The sequence below is a fragment of the Ottowia thiooxydans DSM 14619 genome, from assembly GCF_000422885.1.
Taxonomy (GTDB): Bacteria; Pseudomonadota; Gammaproteobacteria; order Burkholderiales; family Burkholderiaceae_C; genus Ottowia; species Ottowia thiooxydans.
The window spans coordinates 566056-589691 of sequence record NZ_AUGX01000001.1 but is presented as its reverse complement, the minus strand read 5'-3'; the positions used below and the strand labels follow the sequence as shown (position 1 = coordinate 589691).

At 56.7% G+C, this 23636-nt stretch carries 21 protein-coding genes; 12 read left to right on the top strand and 9 right to left on the bottom strand.

Going from position 1 to position 23636, the window contains the following annotated elements; translation table 11 throughout:
- Window positions 1–150 precede the first annotated feature (150 nt).
- Together ccoG and pcaC are read left to right on the top strand one after the other, a co-directional pair.
- Window positions 151–1581: a cytochrome c oxidase accessory protein CcoG gene (ccoG, locus tag G518_RS0102845; RefSeq protein WP_028601228.1), complete on the top strand. Its 1431-nt coding sequence runs from the start codon at window positions 151–153 to the stop codon at window positions 1579–1581.
- A 360-nt stretch (window positions 1582–1941) separates the two neighbouring features.
- Window positions 1942–2340, top strand: a complete 399-nt coding sequence (gene pcaC / locus G518_RS0102840; RefSeq protein WP_028601227.1) for a 4-carboxymuconolactone decarboxylase — start codon at window positions 1942–1944, stop codon at window positions 2338–2340.
- A gap of 22 nt (window positions 2341–2362) precedes the next feature.
- Here pcaC and G518_RS38235 read toward each other — a convergent pair whose 3' ends face one another.
- Complete coding sequence (locus G518_RS38235) at window positions 2363–3289, bottom strand: LysR family transcriptional regulator (RefSeq protein ID WP_028601226.1); 927 nt, start codon at window positions 3287–3289, stop codon at window positions 2363–2365.
- A gap of 129 nt (window positions 3290–3418) precedes the next feature.
- Between G518_RS38235 and G518_RS33650 the strand changes: the two genes are divergently transcribed.
- Genes G518_RS33650 through G518_RS0102820 form a run of 3 tightly spaced genes read left to right on the top strand, consistent with a single transcriptional unit; the run spans window position 3419 to window position 6664 of the window.
- Window positions 3419–4153, top strand: a complete 735-nt coding sequence (locus tag G518_RS33650) for an aspartate/glutamate racemase family protein (RefSeq protein WP_051235903.1) — start codon at window positions 3419–3421, stop codon at window positions 4151–4153.
- A gap of 10 nt (window positions 4154–4163) precedes the next feature.
- The gene (locus G518_RS0102825; protein WP_028601225.1) at window positions 4164–5138 is read left to right on the top strand and encodes a Bug family tripartite tricarboxylate transporter substrate binding protein; all 975 of its coding nucleotides are present in this window, start codon (window positions 4164–4166) and stop codon (window positions 5136–5138) included.
- A gap of 2 nt (window positions 5139–5140) precedes the next feature.
- Window positions 5141–6664 carry a M81 family metallopeptidase gene (locus G518_RS0102820; protein ID WP_036593460.1) on the top strand — a complete coding sequence of 508 codons (1524 nt, stop codon included), beginning with the start codon at window positions 5141–5143 and terminating at the stop codon, window positions 6662–6664.
- 93 nt (window positions 6665–6757) lie between these two features.
- Here the strand turns inward: G518_RS0102820 and G518_RS0102815 are convergent, their stop codons facing one another.
- Genes G518_RS0102815 through G518_RS0102805 form a run of 3 tightly spaced genes read right to left on the bottom strand, consistent with a single transcriptional unit; the run spans window position 6758 to window position 8168 of the window.
- Entirely contained in the window at window positions 6758–7018 is a 261-nt protein-coding gene (locus G518_RS0102815) for a hypothetical protein (protein ID WP_028601223.1), read from the bottom strand.
- 44 nt (window positions 7019–7062) lie between these two features.
- A complete protein-coding gene (locus G518_RS0102810; RefSeq protein WP_245597878.1) occupies window positions 7063–7770 on the bottom strand; it encodes an LrgB family protein in 708 nt (235 codons plus the stop codon).
- The gene (locus G518_RS0102805; protein ID WP_084651368.1) at window positions 7767–8168 is read right to left on the bottom strand and encodes a CidA/LrgA family protein; all 402 of its coding nucleotides are present in this window, start codon (window positions 8166–8168) and stop codon (window positions 7767–7769) included. Before G518_RS0102805 ends, G518_RS0102810 begins: the two co-directional genes overlap by 4 nt.
- Before the next feature lie 206 nt (window positions 8169–8374).
- Here G518_RS0102805 and G518_RS0102800 point away from each other — a divergent pair, with 206 nt between their 5' ends.
- Both G518_RS0102800 and G518_RS0102795 read left to right on the top strand, forming a co-directional pair.
- Window positions 8375–9784, top strand: coding sequence for an aminotransferase-like domain-containing protein (locus G518_RS0102800; RefSeq protein ID WP_028601220.1), 1410 nt, complete (start codon window positions 8375–8377; stop codon window positions 9782–9784).
- A gap of 126 nt (window positions 9785–9910) precedes the next feature.
- Window positions 9911–11050 carry an acyl-CoA dehydrogenase family protein gene (locus G518_RS0102795; RefSeq protein ID WP_211231659.1) on the top strand — a complete coding sequence of 380 codons (1140 nt, stop codon included), beginning with the start codon at window positions 9911–9913 and terminating at the stop codon, window positions 11048–11050.
- Between the two features lie 125 nt (window positions 11051–11175).
- Here G518_RS0102795 and G518_RS0102790 read toward each other — a convergent pair whose 3' ends face one another.
- The 5 genes from G518_RS0102790 to G518_RS0102770 all read right to left on the bottom strand — a co-directional run bounded on the left by G518_RS0102790 (window position 11176) and on the right by G518_RS0102770 (window position 18097).
- Window positions 11176–12390 (bottom strand): PepSY-associated TM helix domain-containing protein, encoded by a 1215-nt coding sequence (locus G518_RS0102790; protein ID WP_028601218.1) that lies wholly within the window; start codon window positions 12388–12390, stop codon window positions 11176–11178.
- Between the two features lie 4 nt (window positions 12391–12394).
- Complete coding sequence (locus G518_RS0102785) at window positions 12395–14893, bottom strand: TonB-dependent receptor (RefSeq protein WP_028601217.1); 2499 nt, start codon at window positions 14891–14893, stop codon at window positions 12395–12397.
- 299 nt (window positions 14894–15192) lie between these two features.
- On the bottom strand, window positions 15193–16167 hold the full coding sequence (locus G518_RS0102780) for a FecR domain-containing protein (protein WP_028601216.1): 975 nt from the start codon (window positions 16165–16167) through the stop codon (window positions 15193–15195).
- Between the two features lie 10 nt (window positions 16168–16177).
- The gene (locus G518_RS0102775) at window positions 16178–16726 is read right to left on the bottom strand and encodes a sigma-70 family RNA polymerase sigma factor (RefSeq protein ID WP_028601215.1); all 549 of its coding nucleotides are present in this window, start codon (window positions 16724–16726) and stop codon (window positions 16178–16180) included.
- Between the two features lie 783 nt (window positions 16727–17509).
- Window positions 17510–18097 (bottom strand): putative molybdenum carrier protein, encoded by a 588-nt coding sequence (locus G518_RS0102770; RefSeq protein WP_084651366.1) that lies wholly within the window; start codon window positions 18095–18097, stop codon window positions 17510–17512.
- 415 nt (window positions 18098–18512) lie between these two features.
- On the opposite strand from G518_RS0102770, the gene G518_RS0102765 reads away from it, so the two are divergent.
- The 5 genes from G518_RS0102765 (at window position 18513) to G518_RS33645 (ending at window position 23582) form a co-directional block, all read left to right on the top strand.
- Window positions 18513–19358, top strand: coding sequence for a hypothetical protein (locus tag G518_RS0102765; RefSeq protein WP_028601213.1), 846 nt, complete (start codon window positions 18513–18515; stop codon window positions 19356–19358).
- 47 nt (window positions 19359–19405) lie between these two features.
- Window positions 19406–19633 (top strand): amidase family protein, encoded by a 228-nt coding sequence (locus tag G518_RS41445; RefSeq protein WP_028601212.1) that lies wholly within the window; start codon window positions 19406–19408, stop codon window positions 19631–19633.
- Between the two features lie 350 nt (window positions 19634–19983).
- Window positions 19984–20877 carry a MurR/RpiR family transcriptional regulator gene (locus G518_RS0102755; protein WP_028601211.1) on the top strand — a complete coding sequence of 298 codons (894 nt, stop codon included), beginning with the start codon at window positions 19984–19986 and terminating at the stop codon, window positions 20875–20877.
- A gap of 55 nt (window positions 20878–20932) precedes the next feature.
- A complete protein-coding gene (locus G518_RS0102750; RefSeq protein WP_028601210.1) occupies window positions 20933–22246 on the top strand; it encodes an aspartate aminotransferase family protein in 1314 nt (437 codons plus the stop codon).
- Window positions 22247–22283: 37 nt separating this feature from the next.
- On the top strand, window positions 22284–23582 hold the full coding sequence (locus G518_RS33645; protein WP_051235899.1) for a hydantoinase/carbamoylase family amidase: 1299 nt from the start codon (window positions 22284–22286) through the stop codon (window positions 23580–23582).
- Window positions 23583–23636 lie beyond the last annotated feature (54 nt).

Here is a 23636-nt window from a genome sequence, read left to right as displayed (position 1 = left end):
CCGTGCGAGCACGCCTGAGCGCATCGAAGTCCATCTGATACGAAAAATCGAGTCGAATCTGACGCTGTTCTTCTAAAGGGATCGAGGCCATAGTTCCAAGCTGAAACGGCGTACTGGTGATAGCACCATGCGCCGCGTCTCGAGGTTTCTATGCCACATCCAGAACATTCATCACCCGACAAAAAAGCCAAGAAAATCATACCGATCCTCCCGGAGTCGGTCGCTTTACTTGAGCCGCGCAAGAAGATCCAACCGCGGTCCATCAGTGATGTTTTTTCCGCATGGCGCTGGATCATGGTGTGGGTCACGCAACTGGTGTTCTACGTGCTGCCCTGGCTGGAATGGGGAGAGCGCCAAATGGTGCTGTTTGATCTGGAAACCCGGCGCTTTTACCTTTTTGGCCTAGTGTTGTACCCGCAGGACTTCATCTACCTGACGGGCCTGCTTATCATCTCGGCGTTGGCCTTGTTTCTCTTTACGGCGCTGGCAGGGCGCCTTTGGTGCGGCTTTGCGTGCCCGCAGACGGTCTACACCGAGATGTTCCTCTGGATTGAGCACAAGGTGGAAGGTGAGCGAAGTGCGCGTCTGCGCCTTGATGCGAGCCGCTGGACGTTCGAGAAGCTCTGGAAGAGAACGGCCAAGCACGGCGCCTGGATTGCGGTGTCGCTATGGACAGGTTTTACCTTTGTGGGCTTCTTCGTACCTATTCGGCAGCTTGGCAGTGAGCTGCTGATGCTACAGGGTTCCTGGCAGCTCTTCTGGGTGCTGTTTTACGGCTTGGCCACGTACGGCAATGCGGGCTTTCTGCGTGAGCAGGTCTGCAAGCACATGTGCCCCTACGCGCGGTTTCAAAGTGCCATGCTCGATAACGACACACTGGTCGTCACATACGATGCGAAACGCGGAGAACCACGAGGTGCGCGGAGCAAGAATGCGGCCTCCGAAGGGTTGGGCAGCTGTATTGACTGCACGCTGTGCGTGCAGGTCTGCCCTGTGGGAATAGATATCCGCAATGGCCTGCAGTACGAATGCATAGGCTGTGGGCTGTGCATTGATGCCTGCAACAGCGTGATGGATAAAGTGGCTCAACCACGCGGGTTGATCCGCTTGGCCACCACTAACAGCATGGCCGGTCAATGGAACGCTGCACGCATGTTGCGCCGGATGATTCGCCCGCGTGTGCTGATCTACGCCGCAGTCCTTGTGGCGTTAAGCAGCGCCATGATCATCAGTTTGGCCGTGCGTACACCCTTCAAGGTGGATGTGGTGCGCGATCGGGCTGCGTTGTCGAGAATTGTGCCGGGTGGAAAAATAGAGAATATCTATAGATTGCAGATCATGAACGCGACCGAGTCACCACAGCGCTACCGAATAAGCGCGCGTGGTATTGAGGGCGTTGAAGTGGCGTCTGAGCCGGAAGTGAGCGTCGGTGCAACCGAATCTCAGTGGGTCTCCGTGCGCCTGCAAGTTCCTTACGGAACCGTGCCCTCGGGTGCGCATCCGGTGTACTTTGAAGTGGAGTCATTGAGTCCAGAGCCAGAGTACGTATCAGAGAAGTCCTCTTTCCTGGTGCCGCGATGAATCCTCTGCTGAGCGCCGCTTCGATCTATCCAAGACACTAGGGCGTGTTCACACTAAATTCACCCCCGCGTGAGGTTCTGGCGAGCCGCAATCAAGGCGCAAACCGCAGCCGGGTTGGACACCCGGCGAGGGATTGCAACGCTGAGTGCGGGTTGCCAGAGCCTCACCCTTCGGGCCGGGGTTTGCCGGGCCGCATTGCCGCGTTGCGCCTCTTGCCAAGGATCGCTACCTTGGCGGCACGGCGCGCCTTGCACTACAGCGCGGCCGGCTTCGGTACGGCAAACCCCGGCGCGGGGGCGAATTTAGTGTGAACACGCCCTAGCTCCCAAATCACTCCCCAAAACCAACCAAGGAACTTATATGACCCGTGCCTTTGACCCCAAAAATCCAGCCCTGTTCGAACAAGGCTTGTCCACCCGCCGCGATGTGCTCGGATCCGAGTATGTGGATGCTGCACTTAAGAACGCGACGGATTTCAACATTGATATGCAGGAGTTGGTCACGCAGTACTGCTGGGGTGATGTGTGGAATCGTCCTGGCCTGGACCGCAAAACCCGCTCGTTCTTGAACCTGGCCATGCTCACTGCATTGAACCGTCCACATGAGCTGAAGCTCCATGTGCGTGGAGCCATCAACAATGGCTTGACCAAGGACGAAGTCAAAGAGGTGTTCTTGCAAACAGCGATCTACTGCGGGGTGCCTGCTGCTATCGACTCGTTCCGCGTTGCATCAGAAGTGTTCAAGGAAATGGAGATCTGAGAACGGATTCTCAGACTGAGGCTTAAGCTGCCGCCGTGCGGCTTCCCCGCTTTTGTGCGGCAGCCAATTCTTGCGCAAGCCATTTTCCTAGCAGGGCCACAGCGTCTTGTTTGTTGCTGAGCCGTGGCCAGCAATAGTAGTAAGACCTGCCGGTGGGAATTTTCAATTTGTGCAGGCGCTTCAGCGCGCCCAAACCAGAGCTTGGAACGAACTCTGGCGGAAGCAACACTACACCAAGCCCGGTCAGCGCAACCTCGAAAGTCAACAAGTACAGCGAGTGCTGACCCACGAAGTCCAACGGAGTTTTCAACGATGTGGCCGCCATATAGATGGCCCAGGACGCGTCTTGTTCTTGTAGGTCGACGGCTGGAATGCGTTCTAGATCTTCAAGCTTGTTGGCACCAAGCCGCTTCAGAAGGCTGGGCGATGCGAAGGGAGACATGGCGATGTCCATCAGCTTGAAGCTCTCGCAGTTCTCGGGTGGGGTCGTTGAGTTCACGATGGCCGCATCGATTGAGCCTCGCTCGAAATTCACGGCGCCAACATGCGGCATGACGTTTATCTGCGCCGCGTCCTCCAACGCGGAGTAGCCCGGCAGGTTGGGAATGAACCATAGGTTGCAAAAGCTGGCAGCCACAGATAAATTGAGCACGTTGCTTCGCAAGGCACGCATCTGCATGCGCAAAGTGGCCGCCCGCAGATCCTGGATGACCGGCTTTATGAGCTCTCTGAACTCAACTCCAGCTGTGGTGAGTGCCACCCGTTGACGCTCTCTGGAAAACAGCTTCACACCCAGGAGCGCTTCCAGATCGATGACTTGGCGGCTCACTGCACTCTGAGTCAAACCAAGTTGCTCACCCGCTTTGGTAAAGCTGGCATAGCGAGCAGCCTGCTCGAAGATCAGCAGTGAGTCGACCGAGGGTAGTGCGGCATGTAAGCTTCTCTTCATGAGTTTTTTGCATGGACTTGATGCGCCATTATCGCTGTACATTCATTCGTGCTGATCCTACTATTTGCGCAAGTTCACCTCACGTAAGCCTATGAAATGCCATTCGACAGCAAAAACATAGGCGTAAAAATGAAGCAAATTGGTTTGATCGCTGGTATGGGGCCTGAAGCCGGGGGCGACATGTTGATGCGATTTTTGCATGCGTGCCGTGATGAGATTGTGAAGACTGGTCACCCCGTCAGCGATCAGGCGTATCCCGCGCACGTGCTCATTCAGTACCCCATCCCTGATCGGTCATCGGCGTTGCTGAATGGCGGAACAAGCCCACTGCCCGGACTGGTGAAAGCCATCGGCGCTGCCCAAGCCACTGGAGCAGACGTCTTCGGCATCGCGTGCAATACCGCGCACTTCTGGCATGAGGATCTGCAGACGCTCTTTCCTGACATCGATCTTCTTCACATTGCCACGGAGACTGCCGAACACGTGGTCAATTCCGGATCAAGGCGGTGCGCTGTGCTCGCCACCTCGGCTACTCAGCGGCTCGGGATGTACGCCTCTGCATTTGAGAAGTTGGGTTTGGAAGTCGTGAAGCAGCCGCAAGAAGATGACGAGTCAACGCACCGCGCCATCTTTGACATCAAAGCGGGGAACCTTGAAGCAGCCCGGCATTGGCTCAACAGTAGCGTAGAGCGCCTTTTGCAATCGGTCGACACCGTAGTTCTGGGATGCACAGAACTTGGATTAGTGGTCCATGAGGGCGACTACCGGAAGCATCAAGTCACTGATGCGGCGACCGTACTCGCGCGAGCACTCGCCGCGAAAGCGTATGGCACCTACCGACCAACCCCTGTTAACGCACTTTGAAAGACCAACGATGAACCGCCGCCAACTTGCCCTTAGCCTATGTGCAACCCTCGCTTTATCGGGTCACGCTGTGTGGGCGGATACGTTCCCTAGCAAACCCGTTAGGTTGATCGTGCCGTTCGCATCCGGCAGCTCGCCAGACACTACAAACCGATTCTTTGCCAATGAGCTGACCAAGGTCATTGGTCAGCCGGTGATCATTGACAACCGGCCTGGCGCCAATGGGATCACCGGAACCATCGCGGGACTGGCCGCACCTGCGGATGGCTACAACTTGCTTTCGGTCAACGTGGGCACATTGGCCATCAACCCGTTCTTGTTTCCCAAGCAGAAGTATGACCCGCTGAAGGATATCGCCCCCATCGCCATCGTGGCCTCTACAGCCAATGGCTTGGTCATTCGTCCTGACCTGAAAGTGGCGAATGCTGCCGAGCTGATTGCTTATGGAAAAGCAAACCCTGGCAAGCTGAGTATGGGCTCATCAGGTACAGGCACGACGGGCCACTTGAGCGGCGAACTTTTTCTCAAGATGACCGGTGCTTCGGCCGTGCATGTGCCGTACAAAGGCTCTTCTGCTGCCTACACCGATCTGATCGCCGGGCGGATTGATTTCATGTTCGATAACCTCGTATCGGTATCGCCCTACGCAAAGGACGGCAGGGTGAAACTACTTGCAGTGACAAGCGCCCAGAGAAACGAGAATTTTCCCAGTATTCCCACTCTGCAAGAGGTCGGCTTGAAGGACTACGAAATGACGACCTGGGCCGGATTGGCCGCGCCAAAGGGAACACCCGCAGCCATTGTGCAGGCGCTGAAGCAAGCCGTGGATAAGGCCAATGCAAGCCCTGAAAATATTGCGTTCAACAAGCAAACGGGCATCAAGGCAGTTGCTCCGATGACGGAAGAGCAGTTCACCAAGTTCGTTGAAGCAGAGCAGAAAAAGTGGGCCGCCTTGGTCAAGAGCAGCGGCGCGGACACCAATTGATCGTGGGAAAATTGACTCACAGCTTCCCCAAGCGGATTCGAATTGCGGTTGTACATTTCTCGCACGAGACAGTGACGTTCTTGCCCAACGACACCCAACTCTCAGATTTCGTGTACGAGGGCTCGCCTTGCAGGGACGATGCGCTTCTGGCGTATGACCCCAATGGCTACATCGGCGGCTTTGTTCAATGTGCTCGGGAATTCACCGAGGTAGATCTCGTCGGTATCCAGTCTCCGTTGTTTCCTAAAACCGGAATTGGTTCCGGATGGGTGACCAACGAAGCGTATGAACATTTCGTTGGCGAAATGATTCAAGATCTGCAAGAGCGAGGCCCGTTCGACGGCGTCTACATGGCGTTGCATGGTGCGATGGCCGCAAGAGGCGTTGCACATCCGGAGGCGGAACTGGCGGCTCGAATTCGTAAGGTGGTCGGTCCCGAGGCCATTTTGGCTGCCACCTTCGATCCCCATGGAAATGAAGACGAGAAGTTTCATCAATCGGCTGACCTCGCGTTCTGCGTCAAGTTTTACCCGCACTACGACACGCATTTGCAGGGGGAGCGGGCAGCGAGAACCATGGTTCGCTCCATTCGTGGTGAATACAGGCCAACGTCTGCGTGCATCAAGGTGCCCATCCTCTCGCCCACGGTCATGCAATGGACAGGTGCTTCGCCCTGGATGGATCTGGTTCAGCGGGCACTGGTCTGGGAAGCGCGCAAGCCTGGCGTCTATGTGAACGTATTCTTCGGATTCCCTTGGGCAGATACTGCGGACGCGGGTATGACGATTCAGGTTACCTCCAACGGCGACCAAAGTCTCGCCCAGGAAGTGGCGAAAGACATGGCCAATGTCGCTTGGCGATTACGTGAGGCGCTCACACAATCAACGAAGGTTCACAGTATTGAGGAAGGTGTCAGCCTCGCGCTTCAGGCGGTGGAGAATGGGCAATATCCTGTGGTCTTGGCCGATCACAGTGATCGTTCCGGGCATGCGACCTGGTTGTTCGAGGAGCTACAGAGGCGAGATACGCGCAAGACCTTGCTGGCTTCAATCGCCGAAGGTGAGTTGGTTAAAGACTTGATCGCGCAAGGCATTCGCCCAGGAGATCCCTTTGACCACGAGATCGGCGGCAGAGTTGATCCGTCAGCAGGTGTTGCCGTTCGCGTCGTCGGAACTGTTCTGGGTTCAGGAATGGCCAACGACGGCACTGGCAGTAGAAGCGAGTGGATCAGTGTGGCGCTGGGCAACGGAAATGTCGTTGTCATCAGTGCCTACCTCATGCAAATCATTGAGCCCGGCATGTTGACAAAGATGGGGCTGAATGTCGGGGAGTTTGAGATTTTCGCCATCAAGTCACGGGTGCATTTCAGGCGTGGTTTCGATGACAGTGGGTTCGCCGCCCGTATCTTTCTCGTGGAACCGGAAAGTCCGTTTCTCGGAACTACACGCCTTGATGCGCTTGCCTATGAGCATGTTCGCATCGGCAATTTTTACCCTTATGGCTTGGAAGAATTTGAGGCTGATTGATCTGGTGTGATGATGCATTCACCGTTCGCCCTGAGCTTGTCGAAGGGCTTAGACCTTTCTAAGGGCGAACGGAATTCAAGCTTAATGAAGCCGCTAGCTTTTCAACACAGTGAATTTGCTTCGCACAATGAGCATGCCAGCACTCCGTGAATTTTGGATGGTTGCCAGCCCTTCAAGGCGCAGTTGCTTTCCGTCTACGCTGAGCACTGACTGATCGAATGCCACCGTCGTGATCTCTTCTGCTGAACGTGCCTCAGATGCATGCGCGGAGAACAAGATTTCATCGGTGGTGCTTATGCCAAGAACCTTCACCGTCTCCGGCACGATCTCCGGCGGTGGGTTGATATAAATCACGGTTGAGTTCGTAGTCGAGTTCGTAGAGGAGTTCACAGAGGAGTTCACAGCAGCCTCACAATCAGCGGAACCAGAATGCTGGTGATCAGTGCAGTGAGTCCCATCGCCAAAGCGGCGAAGGCAACCGCCGTCTCGCTCAGCTGAACGGCTCGGGCGGTTCCAATGGCGTGAGCCGCAGCGCCTAACGCCAAGCCGCGCACCGTGTCGCTCTTTACGCGGAGCAGGGAGAACAGTCTCGTGGAGAAAACGGCTGCTGCGATGCCCGTCAAAGCCACCGCCACTGCACTCATAGAGGCTACCCCTCCCACGCTTTGAGCGAGAGGCATGGCCACGGGCATGGTGGCAGATTTTGGAGCCAGGGACATCATCAGTTCCCAGTTGGCACCCAATAGCCACGCTATCCCTATAGCGGAAATCACAGCGGTAGCTGATCCCGCCAACACTGCGCCCACGACCGGCCACCAGATGCCTCGTAGCCGTGCACGTTGCGCGTAGAGGGGCAGGGCGAGCGCGACAGTGGCTGGGCCTGCAAGCCAGGAGAGCAGGGCGGTGCCTTCCCTGTACACGCGGTACGGAATATCCATAGCTAGCAGCGTGACCACTACCAGCGTGGTGCCCGTGAGAATCGGAAGGAGCAGCTCCCAGCCGCTACGCTGATATGCCCATAGAGCCAGCCCATAGGCCACCAGCGTGAGGAGTGTCGCGGCCAGCACCATCGCAGCGCCGGAAGGCGATGCCAACGCGTCGATCATTCAACCGCTTCCTGGCGCTTCATCAGCTTTTCCAGGGTGAACGCTGTCACCACGAGGGTGAGCGCCGCGCCCGCAATACTGGCCACTACGAACGGCAGCCAGCCAGACTTCAATGCTTGAAATTGCTCCATCACGCCCACCACAGCGGGAATGAAGAACAACATCATGTGCCTCAAAAGCGGCTTGCCTGCAGCTTCCGCGGTAGGGGCCAAGCGGCCAAAAATACCGAGCACGATGAGAAGAAGCACCATGCCGATGATGGCTGGCGGTATTGACAAGGCCAGCCATTGAGAGAGTTTGTCGCCTGCAAGCAGCATGAATACCAAGACAACGAAACCCAGCGAGAACTTTGGAATTCTCGAAGCTATTTCCGTTAGGCGTAATGATCCTTCACTCATATCTCAGTCAATTCCTCTTGCGAGTGCGAGCCTGATGGATCGTGCTCACACATGCCAGAGAGTCTGCACGTCCAGCCGGGACGCTTCAATGCTCAGAATTGAAAGAAAAAATCAGCTCAGATCCGGTCGATATACTGAGTAAAACCTTAGCAAAGCTCCAAGCAAATCAGTCCCACCATGGTGTACTTCCAGAAGAGCGAAAGAAAGTGAAGCGCTACGAACAACTGGCCAGTGACATCGCGGAGTCCATAGCCAATGGAACCCTGCCTATCGGAGCGCGGCTGCCCTCAGTGCGGCAAACCTGCGCCAACCGTGGCGTCAGCCCTTCCACCGTCTTCCAAGCCTATTACTTGCTTGAAGATCGAGGCTTGATTCAGGCGCGTCCTCGCTCGGGTTATTTTGTGGCCAGCAGCGCCTCCAGCGTGCCTGAGCCTGAGTCTTCCCGGCCCAGTGGTGAGCAGCAAGATGTAGAGGTTTCTGAACTGGTATTTCAGGTGCTGGAGCACATGCGAGACCGCCATCTGGCGCCCTTGGGATCGGCCTTTCCTGATCCCACTTTGTTTCCACTCGAAAAGCTTGCGATGGCGCAAAGCAAGGCTATGCGCAGACTGGATCCATGGCGTACCGTGGAGCATCTCTCGCCAGGTAACCCCGAGCTGCGCCGACAGATCACCTTGCGCTACCTTGCAACGGCCTTCGCTATCGACTCAAATGAGCTGGTCATTACCAACGGCGCGATGGAGGCCCTGAATTTGAGTCTCGAAGTAGTGACCCAACCCGGCGATCTCGTTGCCGTGGAGTCACCCACTTTCTACGGCGCGCTGCAGGCATTGGAGCGGCTCAACTTGCGGGCCATAGAAGTGCCCACCCATCCTCGCACAGGGGTAGACGTGTCAGCGCTTGCCGCTATTTTGGAGCGACACCCCGTGAAGGCATGTTGGTTCATGCCCAATTTTCAGAACCCTTTGGGCAGCCTGATGCCTGATGAAGCCAAGCAAGCACTGGTGCAGCTCATTACGGAGCGGCAGATCCCGCTGATCGAAGACGATGTCTACGGAGAGTTGTACTTCGGCGCGCACAAGCCGCGGCCTGCCAAAGCTTGGGACACGCAAGGGCTTGTACTGCATTGCAGTTCCTTCTCCAAAACGGTGGCTCCTGGCTACCGAATTGGCTGGGTGGCCGCTGGCCGCTTTGCCGCCACTCTCGCACGTCGAAAGCTGATGAGCTCCTTGACGGCCGCTGTGCCTTCTCAGGAAGCGTTGTCACGCTACCTCCAGCAAGGCGGCTACGACAAGCATCTGCGGCGATTGCGGCTCACCCTGCTAGGGAACCGAGCCGCCGCATTGCGCGCTATTGCGAAGCACTTCCCTCCAGGAACACGGGCTTCACCGCCGGAGGGCGGTTACTTCCTCTGGATCGAACTGCCGATGAACATAGATGCGCTGGCATTGCATCGGCTGGCTCTTGCGAACCAGGTGAGTAGCGCGCCAGGACATCTTTTCTCTGCAGATCATCGATTCCATCATCATCTGCGAATCAACTTTGGGCAGGCGGATGCGTCGGAACTGGAAACCGCCTTGGCGGTACTGGGCAAGTTGGCAAGCTCGTTGGCATAGCGCTGATCCGGTCAAAAAAGCAGCATCTGCTGCTTTCCCTGCGGGGATGTCCTAGCGATAGTGAAGGGGCTCAGAACGTGCATACACAGCCGCTGATGTTCCCCTTTACTTCTCCGTAGAAAACGCATGTCCAGCCCCTCCGGGTTTTTGCCTCGTCAATCCAAACCCACTTCGACCCAACCAGTGGCGGCAAGCGGCCAAATGGGGGCAAGGTCCGCCCATTGGCTGGTTGATTTGTCAGAGGCTCTGGATCAAGGCACAGCAGGTATTGATCTGCTGAGAAAATTTGCATCTGAGGGGCTGACACGCATAGGGGTTCCTGAAGCAATGGGAGGCAGTGGCGGGTCTTGGGCTGAGACTGCTGAATCCATCGCGGAGTTGGCAGAGCACTCATTGGCAGCCTCTTTCGTCCTCTGGAGCCACCGTACTTATATCGAATGTGTGGTCCGCAGCAATAACCCCGCATTGCGTGAACGAGAGCTGCCAAGACTGCTCGCAGGTGAGTGGGCCGGAGCGGTTGCCTTGTCAAATGCAATGAAGTTTGTTTGCGGGCTTGAACCCCTTGAGGTGGTCGCCAAGCCAATGGCAAGAGCCGAATCGCGAGAAAAAAAGTGGCGCATTGATGGCGTGCTTCCTTGGGTCACCAACCTCCGCGCCAGTGGTTTCAGTATCGCAGCAGCTGCGCAACCTGCGGCCCCCGGACCTGTACCGGTCTTTGCCTTCCGGTCAGATATGCCAGGCGTTCATCGTGGCCGGGATTTGGGTTTGATTGGCCTTCGGGGCTGCGAAGTTTCATCTGTCCAGTTGGATGCGGTACTTATGGGCGCGGAACACCGGCTGCATGACAACCTGACGGTCTGGTTGACACAGGTTCGACCGCAGTTTCTGGGGTTTCAGTGCGGTATGTCGATTGGTTTGGCGCGCGCCAGCGTCGCCGCCGCCCAGGAGCGCGTTGGCCGTCGTGCAGTTTTAGCGCCTCATCTCCTTAAGCTGAGCCGCGCTCTGGAGACTGATGCCGGAATGCTATTGCAGGGCTTGAAGAACGGCCGGTTCAGCAGCGACCCGGCTGCCCTGTTTCGTTTGAGAATCGCATTTGCTCGCCACGTGCAGCAAGCCCTGAACCTTGAGTTGCAAGCTTGGGGCGGACATGCGTACCTGGAAGATCACGCTCCCGGTTTTGCTCGTCGCTGGCGAGAGTCTGCGTTGATCCCGATCATTACCCCCAGCCTGGCGCAATTGGAAATCCAACTGAGCTTGCTCAGGTAGCAGCCGTGATTCAAACCTGCGTTGGCTGCGTTTCCAGCCCCCGTTGGTGTTGAGACGTATCGACTTGAACGTCATCACACCTCTCAGGAGTTGGTGTACATGGCTTCAGGATTGGAATGCAGCAATCAAACCTTGGCGTTTTTTCTTTTTATCCACCGCAGCACACCGGTCACACAGATCAGTGCCACGAACAAGCCACCTAAACTGATGGCCAAACGCCCAGGCACCCCCAGAAGTTTGCCGGAATGAACCGGATACAGCCACACCAGGAAACGATCGGAAGCGGTCCCGCTGATATATCCGAAGCGGCTCAGCAAGTTGCCGGATTCCGCATCTACGAATATCTGCTCATACCGGACACGAAGAATATGCTCTCGCAGCCCACGTTCCTTGAAGGCAGCGCGATACAAGCCTCGGGAAGCGTCGTAGCCCAAGTACCAGTTTTCATAGTGTCGCGCTTCATCTGGCAATAGCTCGCGCGCTAGTTTGAGCCCTTGCTCGGGAGAAAGTGTTGGAGAGGTGGCCAATGGCACTCGGGCCTTGGGTATGGTCGTGAAGGGGTGGGGCGTGATGGGGCCAAACAGGCTGACCGCTGGTTTGAACAGCTCGTTCCCAAGATTGAGGTAAATGCCGGTGAATGCGGTGGACAAGGTAAGCAGCAGTACCCATAAACCTGCAGCCCGGTGCAGATCATTGATTCTCCTAAAACCCTTGGCTCCTCGTTTGATCTGCCATGCTGGCTTCCAACGGCTCCAGTAGGTGGCACCCGCCTGCCGGTGAGTGCCGGGATCTGATGTCTTGCTCGTTTTCAGTTTGGCGGGCAATGTGAGGTAGAGGCCCGCGAACGATATGGACAGCCACACCACCGCCACCGAACCCAGCAGTTGGTTGCCTATGCGCCCAGGTAAGGTAAGGCTGCGATGGAAGCGGTTCATCCACGGCATCAGGTGAGCACGATCCCATTGCCAAACCCCCCATTGACGCGCCCCAAGTACACGGCCTGTGGTGGGGTCTACGAACAGACGATCAAACCCGATCGGCGCTCGCGCGGAGCCTGTAATGGCCTTGGTTTCTACCTGTACTTCGCGCGCTTGCCCTGGCTCTGTATCCAACGGCATCTGCGTCACGCGGAGCCTTGAATCTTGCCCCTCGATTCTGGCAATCAGCGCATCAAGGGGCAGTGCTTTCCCGGTGGTTCCCGTATAGAAAAGCTCAGGGTTGAGCCAAGCGTCCAGCTCGTGTTCAAAGGCTATCAAGCTCCCCGTGAGGCTGCTTGCCAACAGAAAGACCGCGACACTCAGACCGCACCAGCGGTGCAGCCTGCGGAGCAGGGCGCGCACCCGATCACCAAACGTGCGTGTAGCTGATTTTCAGCACAGCGCCTGCCGCTGGGAGGCGACTGGTGTTGTTATTGCTTCTGAGCAGTTGGCTGTAGAGTGGGTAGTAGTGGCGATTGAACAAGTTTTCAATACCGAACGAAAGCCGGTTCTTCGAATCGATCTTCCATTGGCTGATCAAGTCCACTGTGGTGTAGCCCTGGGTGTCGTAGCGGCCGAAACTTGTTTTTCCGTCCAGGCGGTAATCTTTGGATGCGTAGGAAGTAGCCTGTACCCGATGGCTCCAACGCGCGTTTGGCCTGTATTCCACATACGCCGTCAGTTTCTGAGGAGGGATCCGAAAGCCAGTCATGCTCTGGTAGTTGCTCGCGGTCTGCAACAGCTCGCGGCCCTTCATCCAGGTGAGGGTGCCTCCCATACTCCAGCGATCGTCTGTGCTGAAATAGTCCAGACCCGCCTCCAGGCCGTGAATCTTTTCCTTGGTACGCAGCAGCGTCAACCCGTTATTGAAACTTTGAACTGCTCCCAGGTTGGATTGGGATTGGAAGACGCTCAGGTTCGCTTGCATGTTGTTGAATTTGCCGCGCCAGCCGAGTTCAAAGGTATTGGTCTTGATGGGCTGAAGATTGGAGTTGCCTATGTCAAATCCAAGTGTGGCATTGCGTACCACCACTCCAATATCCGGTAATTCGAAGCCTTGGCTGTAAGACGCATAGAACTCCTGGCGTTTGACCGGCGTGAATACAGTCCCCACGTTGAAGGTAGATGAACCATACTTCACAGTGCCTCCAGTAATTGACTGCGGCGAAGGCAACTTTGATTGAGAGAGCGGCGTGAAGTCATTGAAACGAGCTTCAGCCCGGTCATACCGCGCGCCGCCTTCAAGAGACCATTTTTCGTTGAACTTGTGCTGCAACTGCGCAAAGCCGCCAAAACTGCTGGTGGTGATGGGCGGCATGTAGATCAAGCGGCCCGTCTTGTTGAAGACGAGGCCGCCACTGGCGTCATATGCTTTGGGGTCGAACACGTCAATTGGCATGTCCGTGCGTTCATGGTTGAAGTCCGCGCCCCAGATGAGCAGGGTTTTCTTGTCTTGCCCTAATGGAGTTTTGATGGTGAGCCGGCCACCAAATACTTTTGAGTTCTGCATGGCCTGATCGATATTGGCGCCACGTACGGGAACCGCGCGCGCATCGAAAGGCGAGAACCGGGTGAAGAAATCACGGTAATACAGTTGTGCGGCAAGCTTGCTGCCCGCAATGTCTCGATTCTCATAGTCCAGACCAAGCAAAGTATTCTTGATCTGATTCTGATCGGCAAGCACCAGGCCTTTTATAGGCCGGGCAGCGGTGGTGCCCGCCGGCAAGCGAGCCACAGAGGGATCGGAGGCGTAGCTGGTGTCCTGATTGGCGTTGTAGTGGCTGGCAGATAGTTGCAAGCGCTGGTTGGCATCGATCTTGAAGCCTACCTTGCCAGAGGCGTTGTACACATTGGAGTCGAACAAATCCCCTTGGCTTGGCTCTGGTGCAATTCGGTCACCCTTGGCATCAAATGATCCACCAATTCGCCGGCCGCCTACACTGAACGAGTAGTCGAGCTTGTCGTTGCCACCGGAAATGTAGTGCTGCACTTCACCGCCAAGGCCTGAACCTCCCAGCCTGGAGAGTGGGCTCAAGCCGCTCACTGTGGTTTCAGCCTTGGCCTCGCCTGAAGGCCTCTTGGTTTGAATGGCAATGATGCCGCCTGCTGCGCCACTGCCGTAGATGGCACTGCTGCCACGCAGCACTTCTATCTGCTCAATATCCGCAGGGTTGATGTTGGCTAGATTTCTGGATGAGTCACGGTTGGTGTTGAGAGGAATTCCATCTATCAGCACCAGCATGTTGCGGCCGCGAAGCGTTTGCCCGTAATCGGTGATGGTGTGGCTGGAGTCCGCCATCCCCGGAACCACTTTGCTGAGCATGGTGGCAAGACTATCCGAGCCTTGTCTGAGCTGCTGAATCTCCTCTGCCTCCAGAACAGTGACCTGTCTGGCGGGTGCTGTCAGGTTGTTCTGTGTGCGCCCAGTCACTGTGACTGTGGCCAGTTGCTGCACTTCACTCGGCTCGGCGGTTGAGGATGGTGCTTCAGTGGCCACTCTTGACACAGGTATTGCCCGCAGCCCATATCCACCTCCGCTCAATGGGACAGCTTGCAGGCCGGTGCCCGCCAGCAGCGCGACCAAGCCACCGGCTACATTGAATTCGCCCTTTAATCCCGGGCTGGTTTTGCCTTGGGCCAGACTGCTGGAAGCCGCTAGATGAATACCTGATTCAGCCGAAAATCGCGTGAGTGCGAAGGGGAGTGGCCCAGAGGGAATGTCATAGGTTCGCACCGCGGATGGAGCGGTCTGCGCGTGTGCAGGAGAGGTTATCGCCAGGAATGAACTGCTTGCCAGTGCAATGTGCAGAGCGGTTGCAATGGGTCGCAGGGCGAAGGTAACGGAGGCGTGAGTACCACGAGGCATGGTGATGGTCTTGATCAAGAAATGTGGAGAAATGGCGAGCGCCTCATTTCCTGGTTCGAACTGGCTGCCTGCTGCGCGGTGGCTGTCGCTCTTGGATGTGGCCCTCTCTCACTAGGTAAATCAGCCGAGACAAAAAAAGCGGAACCATTTCTGCAAATTTTTTCAAGATTTCCCCGTCGGTGGTTTCCTCGGCAAGCTTTTTCATCTGAGGATGGGCTACCGATGAGAACGGCATGCGGTAGCGCAGGGACGTCCAGCGAGGGAAAGACCCCCCCCCCGCGGCGCGCGTCAACCGGGGTTCACAAAGCTTCCAGGGTGACCCACCACGGTAGTGTGCGGCGTACTCGCAAGTTGGCTGCATCTGCCAGCAGATTCAGCGTGGTGTTGACGTCATGCAGAGGGAACGAACCAAATACCCGCTGTTGCGCGAAGGATGGGTCCACACCAATATGCTGGCGCGTGTAACGACGCAGTTCTTCCACCACTTCGATCAAGGGCGTGTCTAGCGCCACCAGATCGCCACGGCTCCATGCAGCGCTGGATTGATCAGCGGACGTCAGAGGTCTGATGCCTTGAGCACTGAAGCGCGTTTGCTGGCCAGAAGGAATGGTTTTGACGTCACCACTTGCGGCCGTACGGACTTCAACTGCTCCCTGATACACGGCGAGCACGGTTTGCTCGTCCTCGCGCCGGACTGTAAAGCGGGTTCCAAGTGCGCGCAGCCAGCCTTCCGGTGTCTCAACGATGAACGGGCGCTTGGCGCCGTCCGCAGCGGTGTCGATGAGGAACTCACCGGCTAACAGTCGTAGCCGCCGAAAGTCCGTGTTGTAGTGTTGGTTGAATGCGCTGGCAGTATTGAGCCAGACGCGGGTGCCGTCGGGCAACTCGATCTCGCGTATCTCGCCCACACCCGTGCGGTGATCAGCACTCAAAGCCAGCACCATGGGGCCGAGTGAGCTGCGCCAACTCATCCACCCCAGCGCGCCTGCACTGGTGGCCACCGCCACACTGGTGAGCACATGGCGGCGGCGCCATGTGCGGGTGTTGGCGGAGTGCAGGTTCTCTGCGGTCAAATGAGGATCAGTGGTGTCCTTCAACGGTGCCAATACACGCTGACTGACCGTTTCTACATAACTCCAGGCTTGGCGATGCTCCGGATTGGTCACCAGCCAGGCCTTCCAGCGTGCCCGGTCATTGGCTGTTTCTTCGCCGGAGATCAGCAAGGCGTACCAATCGGCCGCTTGCTGCATGGCGGCATGTGAAGGCGTGTGCATGAGGCGCGTGTCAGGAGTCTTGAAGCAGGCCGGCTACGGTCTGGCTGGCCTGCGCCTGCATACAACGCAGCATGACTTGCGCTACGTACTTGCGCACCATCCGGGTAGAAACGCCCAGCTCGTCCGCCACTTCCTGGGCGCTCATTTCGCACACGGAGGATAGAAGGAAAGCCCGGGCTGCCTTGGGCGGTGCACCCAGCAATAGCGTGCCAATTTCGTGCAGCGCTTCCAGAACAATGGCCTGCCGTTCTGCAGAGGGGGCGAAGGCCTGCGGATAGGTAGCCAGGGTATCCAGCCAGGCTTGCTCGATTTCCCTCCTATGCCAGAGGTTGATGCACATCCCTTGGGCCATGGTGCGCAGATACCCACGAGCCTCTCCATCGCTGGCAAACCCACGTGGAGCTGGCTTGACGATCAAGCGTAAGAACGCGTCGTGTGCCAGATCGGCAGCATCCGCAGCGTTGCCCAGGCGTTTACGCAGCCATCCCAGCAACCAGCTGTGATGATCGAGATAGAGTGTTTGCACGTCAGTGTGCAAGGGTAGGGTGGCAGCAACCATGTATATAAATAGGAATGGTTCTTATTTATATCTGGAGTGTACTCTTCCGGCGGCAGCGCCCTTCTGAGTGGGGGCTAAGCTCAGAATTTCCCTCCACAGCGTATGTGCCCTGGGGCGCCTGCAAGGACTACGCTTGGAGTTTCCGCAGCTTGCTTAACTGCTAGGGCGTGTTCACACTAAATTCACCCCCGCGTGAGATTCTGGCGAGCCGCAATCAAGGCGCAAACCGCAGCCGGGTTGGATACCCGGCGAGGGTTTGCGCGGCCGGCGTCGGCAACGCCGAGTGAGGATTGCCAGAGCCTCACCCTCAGGGCCGGGGTTTGCCGGGCCGCATTGCCGCGATGCGCCTCTTGCCAAGGATCGCTACCTTGGCGGCACGGCGCGCCTTGCACTGCAGCCCGGCAAACCTCGGCGCGGGGGCGAATTTAGTGTGAACACGCCCTAGTCGGGTTGTCTGCGGGTCTCCCTGCTGGGACCGCCGAGCTCCCGCTTGGCATTGTCGCGTTTGCAGATTCTCGAGCGTCCTTGGAGAAAGTCGCTCCTCAGGTTCGCACACCAATGGCCCTTAGTGGGCAATGTGCTTTCGAGCTGTAAGACGCTGCTGGTGGCCCTCACCTGCCGTGATCAGCAACTGAAAGAACTTCATGGCTGCCGGTGACAAGGTGCGGTTGCTGCGTTGAATCAAAGTCTGACGTAAAGGTCAAACTTCACTATCGACCATTCGGTGAGAAGCTGATGGATTCGCTACGGCCGCTATGGCGGCAATCCACCCCTAGTGCGACTCTATGAACGAATTGCGTGGTCAACCGTTCGCAAAAACTCAACCGTTAGGTTATGAATTCCTGGCCGCTTACTTTCGCGGGGGCCGGCGATATTCAGCGTCTTGATAGAGTGGTGACGGAGCCATGCAAGCGCATTGGTTACGGCGTCCGCTGTGGCCTCGATGTCAAGTTGTGCAACAAGAGTCGTTTTTCCTATTTGTGCGGCAAAGGTTTGGGTCGCGAGTGTGCCGCCGTCCAGCGGCCCGAGATTGACTATTAGCGTGCCGTCGCTGTCTTGAATATTGCGACGGGTCCGCTGTCGATAGCCGCCTTCGGTCATTTCGGTGAGCTGATAGTTCAATGGGATGATGCCGTCTTCGGCTCTGCGCCCCCGCGGTACCCAACCACCATGTGAGTATCCATGTTCGATCGCAAAATTCAGCGCACCACGATCCACACCGGTTTGTCCGCCGGAGACAATGCGCTCGCAGAAGCGAGATGGATGGTGTAAGTGGTTGTGCAATGGTTGCAGTGGCGGCAACGTGCCATTGGTAGGAATACCCCAGTGATCATAGACGCCGTAGTTGGGTTCTGTTGGGTTTTCATACATGTGCGATCAGTGGCGCTGACCCGCCGCCTGTAGCAAGATCGACTTCCCCAACGCTCATTGAACGGATTGCAATTCTAGAAAGAAGACATGTTTTCAGAGAGCCACCCTCTCGTCGCTAGCTCTGAACGAATGCATTTGGTTTTCTCCCAAAGTTTTCATTCGAAGGAAGTAGTCGATACGATCTCCGTTCGCTATCCGGAGCAGACCGCGAAGTGCTTGATCTGCGCCCGGATGATGCGCCGGAGGTACTGACAAAGGTTTCGCGGGCAAGACCGTCCGCGTCGGAAGTGAGCGGTGGTCTAAGCTGAGTCCGACATATTCGAAAAAGGTGCTCCGCGTTCATTAGCAGGGCCCACCTGACCTGTTGTCTAAGGCAAATTTTCTTGCCTGTACACACTGATTCTTGGGACTGAACATGCGAAAAACCTTCCTTGCCCGACCTCTACCTGACGATCCTGTTATCGCCCAATGGCTGCAAACCCATGAGCAAAGTGCTGCCGCACGCGCCTGTGTGTACTATTCATTGGCTTACAACTTGCTTGACATCGGTTGGGTGAAAAACATGCTGGCGCCTGGCGTGCACTACTGCACGCAAGGCAGTGTTGAGGGGTATGAAGGCGTTAAGCGGGTGACTGAATTCCTGTCAGGAAAATTCGACACATTGCGCAGTAGTCCCGAGCATCAGCCACTCTTTGAACTTGCTGAAACAGGGCCCGATTTTCAGCCTTGCGCTTCAGGCTGCCAGCCACTAGGTGCTTTTGACCGCAACTGGCTCTCCCGACCGGTCGTGAGCGTGGCCTTTGAGACGGGCCCACTGGGACTGATCAGCAAGATTTTCAATATCACGTCCATGCCAAACCCGGCCTATGTTCGGCGCCGCGGAATTTACCCTGGCACCAACGGAACGGTAAAGGAACGTCCGCGCCTTTTCATTCGCCCTACGCAGGATTTTCAAGGTGTACGTCTGGATTTTTATGTGTGGTCAGGAAAATATCGGCAAGACCAGCAGATGCTTCAAACTGCAGATGCTGTGCAGGAGCAATTGCCGGGTGCGGAAGTTCGAGTAGTGATTTTGCATGAGATCGAACCTAATTCCGAGGCTAAGTTGACCCTCCGGCAAGCCCAACTCACTGTCTTTCCGTCTGTCGTGGTGTATTACCGCGGAGAGGGTGTTTTTCGATACCTCGGCGTGATTTCGGCGCATCTTCTCATCGATGCTATTGTCAAAGCTAGCCCTCTGCATGTTGTTTCTGACTCTTAGGACAGGTCTTACGCGAAACGGGGCAAGCGCTTTTGCCGATCGATGGGATGCCGGTTGCATGGGGCGCACAACAGGGGTCTCATGCTCAGGTAGGCCGATGGGGTTGCGAGTGGCATGTTCTGGCGGGCTTGGGCACCCAGGCTCAAGGCTCCATCTTGCGGCCCGCCAGCTTTTGCGGCGTGGTTGGCTACAAGCCAACTTGGGGCGCCGTGCCATTGAGTGGCGTGCATCCCGTTCTACTTCGTGCTGGCGCAGTGCAAATGAGCGCTGCCTGACGTTGCGCATCCCGGTACAACGCCAACTGCGTTGGCGCGGGTTGCGCTTGAGTTGACCACCGCATCTGCGTTTTGCGCTGAGTTAGGTCAAGTGCGCTGAGCTCTATCCGAGACCAGGCCACCTCGCTTTTCAGCGGGACATTCCCTTCGTTCTGATTGGCCGAGGTGCCTCAAAGCGGCTCTGTACGGCGGACGCATTGCTATAGCCATGCTGGGGTTGCCGTATCTCTATGGAGGCTACCCGCCTCATCACGTCCGAGTACTTCTTTCCTGGGGTAATCCCTATATCAAAGAGATTTGCATCGCCATAAGATGCATTCAAAATTTGCACGAGTTGCAGGAAATTAGAAATGAATACTCAATTGAGCGTTGAGAATTTGCGTGAAATTCTGAGGGAAGAACGAGCCAAAAGCGGGCGGAGTCGGGTGGGTGAAAAGGCGCTGGTGGTTCTTGAGGACATGCTGAGCCGCCCAGGGCCCGCTGCGGTGGACAGCATTTCTGAGCTCGCTGCAAAGAATGGCGTTGATCCTTCAACCCTCACTCGCTTGGGAAAAAGGCTTGGGTTTGCCGGTTTTGCTGAACTGCAGGATGTGTTCCGCCGCCACGTGGCACAGACCCAACCGTTCTACAGCAGCCGTGTTCAGGAGCGGGTGGCGGAGCCGGTAACCATTGATGATCCGCAGGAGCTGATCCGCGTACATGCCCAATCTGAGTGCCAGCGTGTGCTCAAGCTCGCGAACAGCCTCGACGCCGATGCCGTGACACGTGCGGTCGACGCCATCGTTTCAGCCAAACACGTGCACGTATTGGCCATGCGTGCCACCTACGCCTTCAGCCACTTCTTTGGCACGTACCTTGGAACCTTGCGCGAGAACGTGACCATTTTGGGAGTTCCCGGGCAGGGGCTGACTTTGGAGTTGGCCAGCCTCACACCAGACGACTTATTGGTCGCGGTGAGTTTCCGTCCCTATACGCGCGCAGTGGTGGCCGCCGTGGAAGTCATGAAGGAAAACGGCGTGCCCATCCTTGCTCTGACGGATGCGGATTCCGCCATTCATGTAGGGCCAGAGCATGGCACTTCTGTCGTCATTGACGAGCCTTTTTACTTCGACTCAGCTACTTCTCAGTTTTTTGCCATCCAAACCATTTTGTTGGCGGCGGCGCGCCGCCTGGGCCCCTCTGCGGTCGCCATGGTGAAGCGCCGCGAGCGCCTGGACAAAGCACTGAACGTGGAAATCACCTAAAGACACGTCGGTTTTTACTCAGCCACCTTTAAAGCGATCACTTTCATTTTTCCCAATGACAGCACAGACCTCTAATTCCGCAGCTATCCAGCTTGCGATCGCCGAAGCGAAGAGCCGCTATCGCGCAAGCAATCCCAAGAGCCTGGCACAGCACCAAAAGGCAGCCCGCGTTTTGCCGGGTGGCAACACACGCACGGTGCTGTTCAGCGACCCCTTCCCGATCACTTTGACCTCGGCCGAAGGCTGTCGGGTTACATCGCTTGATGGCCGAACCTACACGGATTTTCTGGGGGAGTTCACTGCAGGCCTGTACGGTCATTCGGATCCTGTTCTTAAGCAGGCCATGCTGCAAGCCATGGAAAGTGGTTGGGTGCGTGGCGGCCACATTGAGCAAGAGGAGCAACTGGCGAGTTTGATCTGCGACCGCTTTCCATCCATTGCGCAGATTCGTTTTGCCAACTCCGGTACCGAAGCCACGCTTTATGCCCTCGCCAGTGCGCGTGTGGTCAGTGGCAAAAACAAGGTCATCGTATTTGAAGGCGCGTACCACGGCGGCGTGTTCACCTTTGGCGCGCAGACGAGCCCCTTGAATGCGCCCTTTGACTTTGTACGTGCCCCCTTCAACAACTGGGAGGGAACTGAGGCCTTGCTGGATGCGAATAGAGAAGATCTTGCTTGCGTGATCATCGAGCCCATGCAAGGTTCAGCGGGTTGTATTGCCGCAGATCCGGAGTTTCTCCGGGCCTTGCGTGCCTGGACCATGGCGCGCGGCGTGATCCTGATCTTTGATGAAGTCCAGACCTCCCGTCTGGCTGGTGGTGGGCTGCAAGGCGTCTACGGTATCGAGCCCGACATGACAACACTTGGCAAATACATAGGCGGTGGATTTAGCTTTGGTGCCTTCGGTGGCCGTGCCGACATCATGGAAAGGTTCAACCCCTTGCGGCCGGACTACATAGCTCATGCCGGTACCTTCAACAACAACGTATTCACGATGTCCGTGGGTGTCGCGGGCCTCTCAAAGTTGTACACCCCTGAAGTCGCGGCAGCTCTTACCGCGCGCGGAGACGCTCTGCGAACACGGCTGAACGAGATCGCCAGCAAAGCCCTTTTTCCTATGCAGTTCACGGGCATCGGATCGATGATGAACGTGCATATGTGTGAGGGGCCGGTTCGCAGCATCCGCGATTTGACGGTGAGCAATATGCCGCTGCGTGACCTGTTCTATTTCGACATGGTTGAACAAGGTTTCTGGCCTGCGCGGCGGGGAATGTTCAACCTCTCGCTGCCTATGGGTGAAGCAGAGATCAATGGGCTGATAGACGCTGTCGCACGTTTTGTGCGAGAGCGAAACGCGCTCGCTCAATGAGGTGTGTCAGCGCCAATTCATACCAGGCCCATAAGAGATGACTCACGAAGACGCACACATGCTGATGAAGTTTGACGCCGAAATTGACAAGCTTGCTCAGGTGGCTGAACAGCTGTTTTTCAAGATTGCCGAGGCTTCCCGTGATGGAGAAGGGATTACTCGGCCTGCCTATTGCGAACAAGAAACCACGGCAGGCCATGTGCTGCGTGAGTTTGCTGAAGCCGAAGGCCTGCGTTGTGGCCCTGATGCAGTCGGTAATTTTGAATATGTGCTCGAAGGCGAGGACAAGAAAAACTTTGTCTTGATGGGCTCTCACCTGGACTCAGTTCCCATTGGCGGCAACTACGACGGCCTGGCCGGTGTGGTGGCGGGCGTTCTTTTACAGGTCGCGCTCAAACGTTGCGGTCTGGTGCCCAAGTTCAGCTTGAAAACAATTGGGTTCAGAGGGGAAGAGAGCCCCTGGTTTGGTACCGCCTACATCGGAAGCCGGTTGCTGCTCGGAGAGTTCGCGGGCGAGCAGTTGACTTCCCTCAGGCACAGCTTGACGGGCCAGACATTGCAACAGCATCTGCATGAACTGGGCGTCAGCGTGGACGTCAATGCGCCCGGCAAAAACAAGCTCGATCTGACTTGCGTTAAAGCCTATCTGGAGCTTCATATTGAACAGGGGCCGCTTCTGGAAGCCGAAGGAGTGCCCATAGGCGCTGCAACGGCCATTCGGGGCAACATTCGCAGGCCCTTCGCATCCTGCCGAGGTGAGTATGCGCACTCGGCGGCAACGCCGCGGCATCTGCGCAAAGACACCGTCATCGCAACGGCCCATCTGGTTGCCGCTGCAGACCGCTTCTGGCAAGAGTTGATTGATGCTGGCGGCAACGACGACCTGATTATCAACGTCGGAATTTTCTCAACCAATGCGGCGGAACATGCACTGACAAAAGTGTCGGGCGAGGTCACCTTCAGCCTCAACGTGGCTGGCACCAACAACGCCGTCCGAGACGCGCTGTATGAGCGCATCTTGAACGAGGCTGCGCGCATAGAGAAGGAATTTCGGGTGTCCTTCGACTTTGGCTCACGAGTAGGCACAGACGCGGTTCAACTGGATGCAGGGCTGATCTCGAAGACTGAGAAAGCTGCGCGAGGTCTTGGGCTTGCCGTGCTCACCATGCCTACGGTGGGTCACGACGCGGCCTTGTTTGCGCGAGCAGGCGTGCCCGCCGGCATGGTCCTCATCCGCAATCAGAACGGCAGTCACAACGTGCATGAATCCATGGAGATCAGGGATTTTCTCGATGGTGTCAAGGTGCTGGCCCGCTGCGCGTTGGAGCCCATTTAGCTTTTGTCTTCGGTTTGATTCAGCTTTTCGATTTCATTTTTACAGGAGAAATCA

Coding starts and splice junctions, on each gene's coding strand:
- ccoG (WP_028601228.1), top strand. CDS start 151: ATGCCACATCCAGAACATTCATCACCCGACAAAAAAGCCAAGAAAATC.
- pcaC (WP_028601227.1), top strand. CDS start 1,942: ATGACCCGTGCCTTTGACCCCAAAAATCCAGCCCTGTTCGAACAAGGC.
- G518_RS38235 (WP_028601226.1), bottom strand. CDS start 3,289: ATGAAGAGAAGCTTACATGCCGCACTACCCTCGGTCGACTCACTGCTG.
- G518_RS33650 (WP_051235903.1), top strand. CDS start 3,419: ATGAAGCAAATTGGTTTGATCGCTGGTATGGGGCCTGAAGCCGGGGGC.
- G518_RS0102825 (WP_028601225.1), top strand. CDS start 4,164: ATGAACCGCCGCCAACTTGCCCTTAGCCTATGTGCAACCCTCGCTTTA.
- G518_RS0102810 (WP_245597878.1), bottom strand. CDS start 7,770: ATGATCGACGCGTTGGCATCGCCTTCCGGCGCTGCGATGGTGCTGGCC.
- G518_RS0102805 (WP_084651368.1), bottom strand. CDS start 8,168: ATGAGTGAAGGATCATTACGCCTAACGGAAATAGCTTCGAGAATTCCA.
- G518_RS0102795 (WP_211231659.1), top strand. CDS start 9,911: ATGTCCAGCCCCTCCGGGTTTTTGCCTCGTCAATCCAAACCCACTTCG.
- G518_RS0102785 (WP_028601217.1), bottom strand. CDS start 14,893: ATGCCTCGTGGTACTCACGCCTCCGTTACCTTCGCCCTGCGACCCATT.
- G518_RS0102780 (WP_028601216.1), bottom strand. CDS start 16,167: ATGCACACGCCTTCACATGCCGCCATGCAGCAAGCGGCCGATTGGTAC.
- G518_RS0102775 (WP_028601215.1), bottom strand. CDS start 16,726: ATGGTTGCTGCCACCCTACCCTTGCACACTGACGTGCAAACACTCTAT.
- G518_RS0102770 (WP_084651366.1), bottom strand. CDS start 18,097: ATGTATGAAAACCCAACAGAACCCAACTACGGCGTCTATGATCACTGG.
- G518_RS0102765 (WP_028601213.1), top strand. CDS start 18,513: ATGCGAAAAACCTTCCTTGCCCGACCTCTACCTGACGATCCTGTTATC.
- G518_RS41445 (WP_028601212.1), top strand. CDS start 19,406: ATGCCGGTTGCATGGGGCGCACAACAGGGGTCTCATGCTCAGGTAGGC.
- G518_RS0102755 (WP_028601211.1), top strand. CDS start 19,984: ATGAATACTCAATTGAGCGTTGAGAATTTGCGTGAAATTCTGAGGGAA.
- G518_RS0102750 (WP_028601210.1), top strand. CDS start 20,933: ATGACAGCACAGACCTCTAATTCCGCAGCTATCCAGCTTGCGATCGCC.
- G518_RS33645 (WP_051235899.1), top strand. CDS start 22,284: ATGACTCACGAAGACGCACACATGCTGATGAAGTTTGACGCCGAAATT.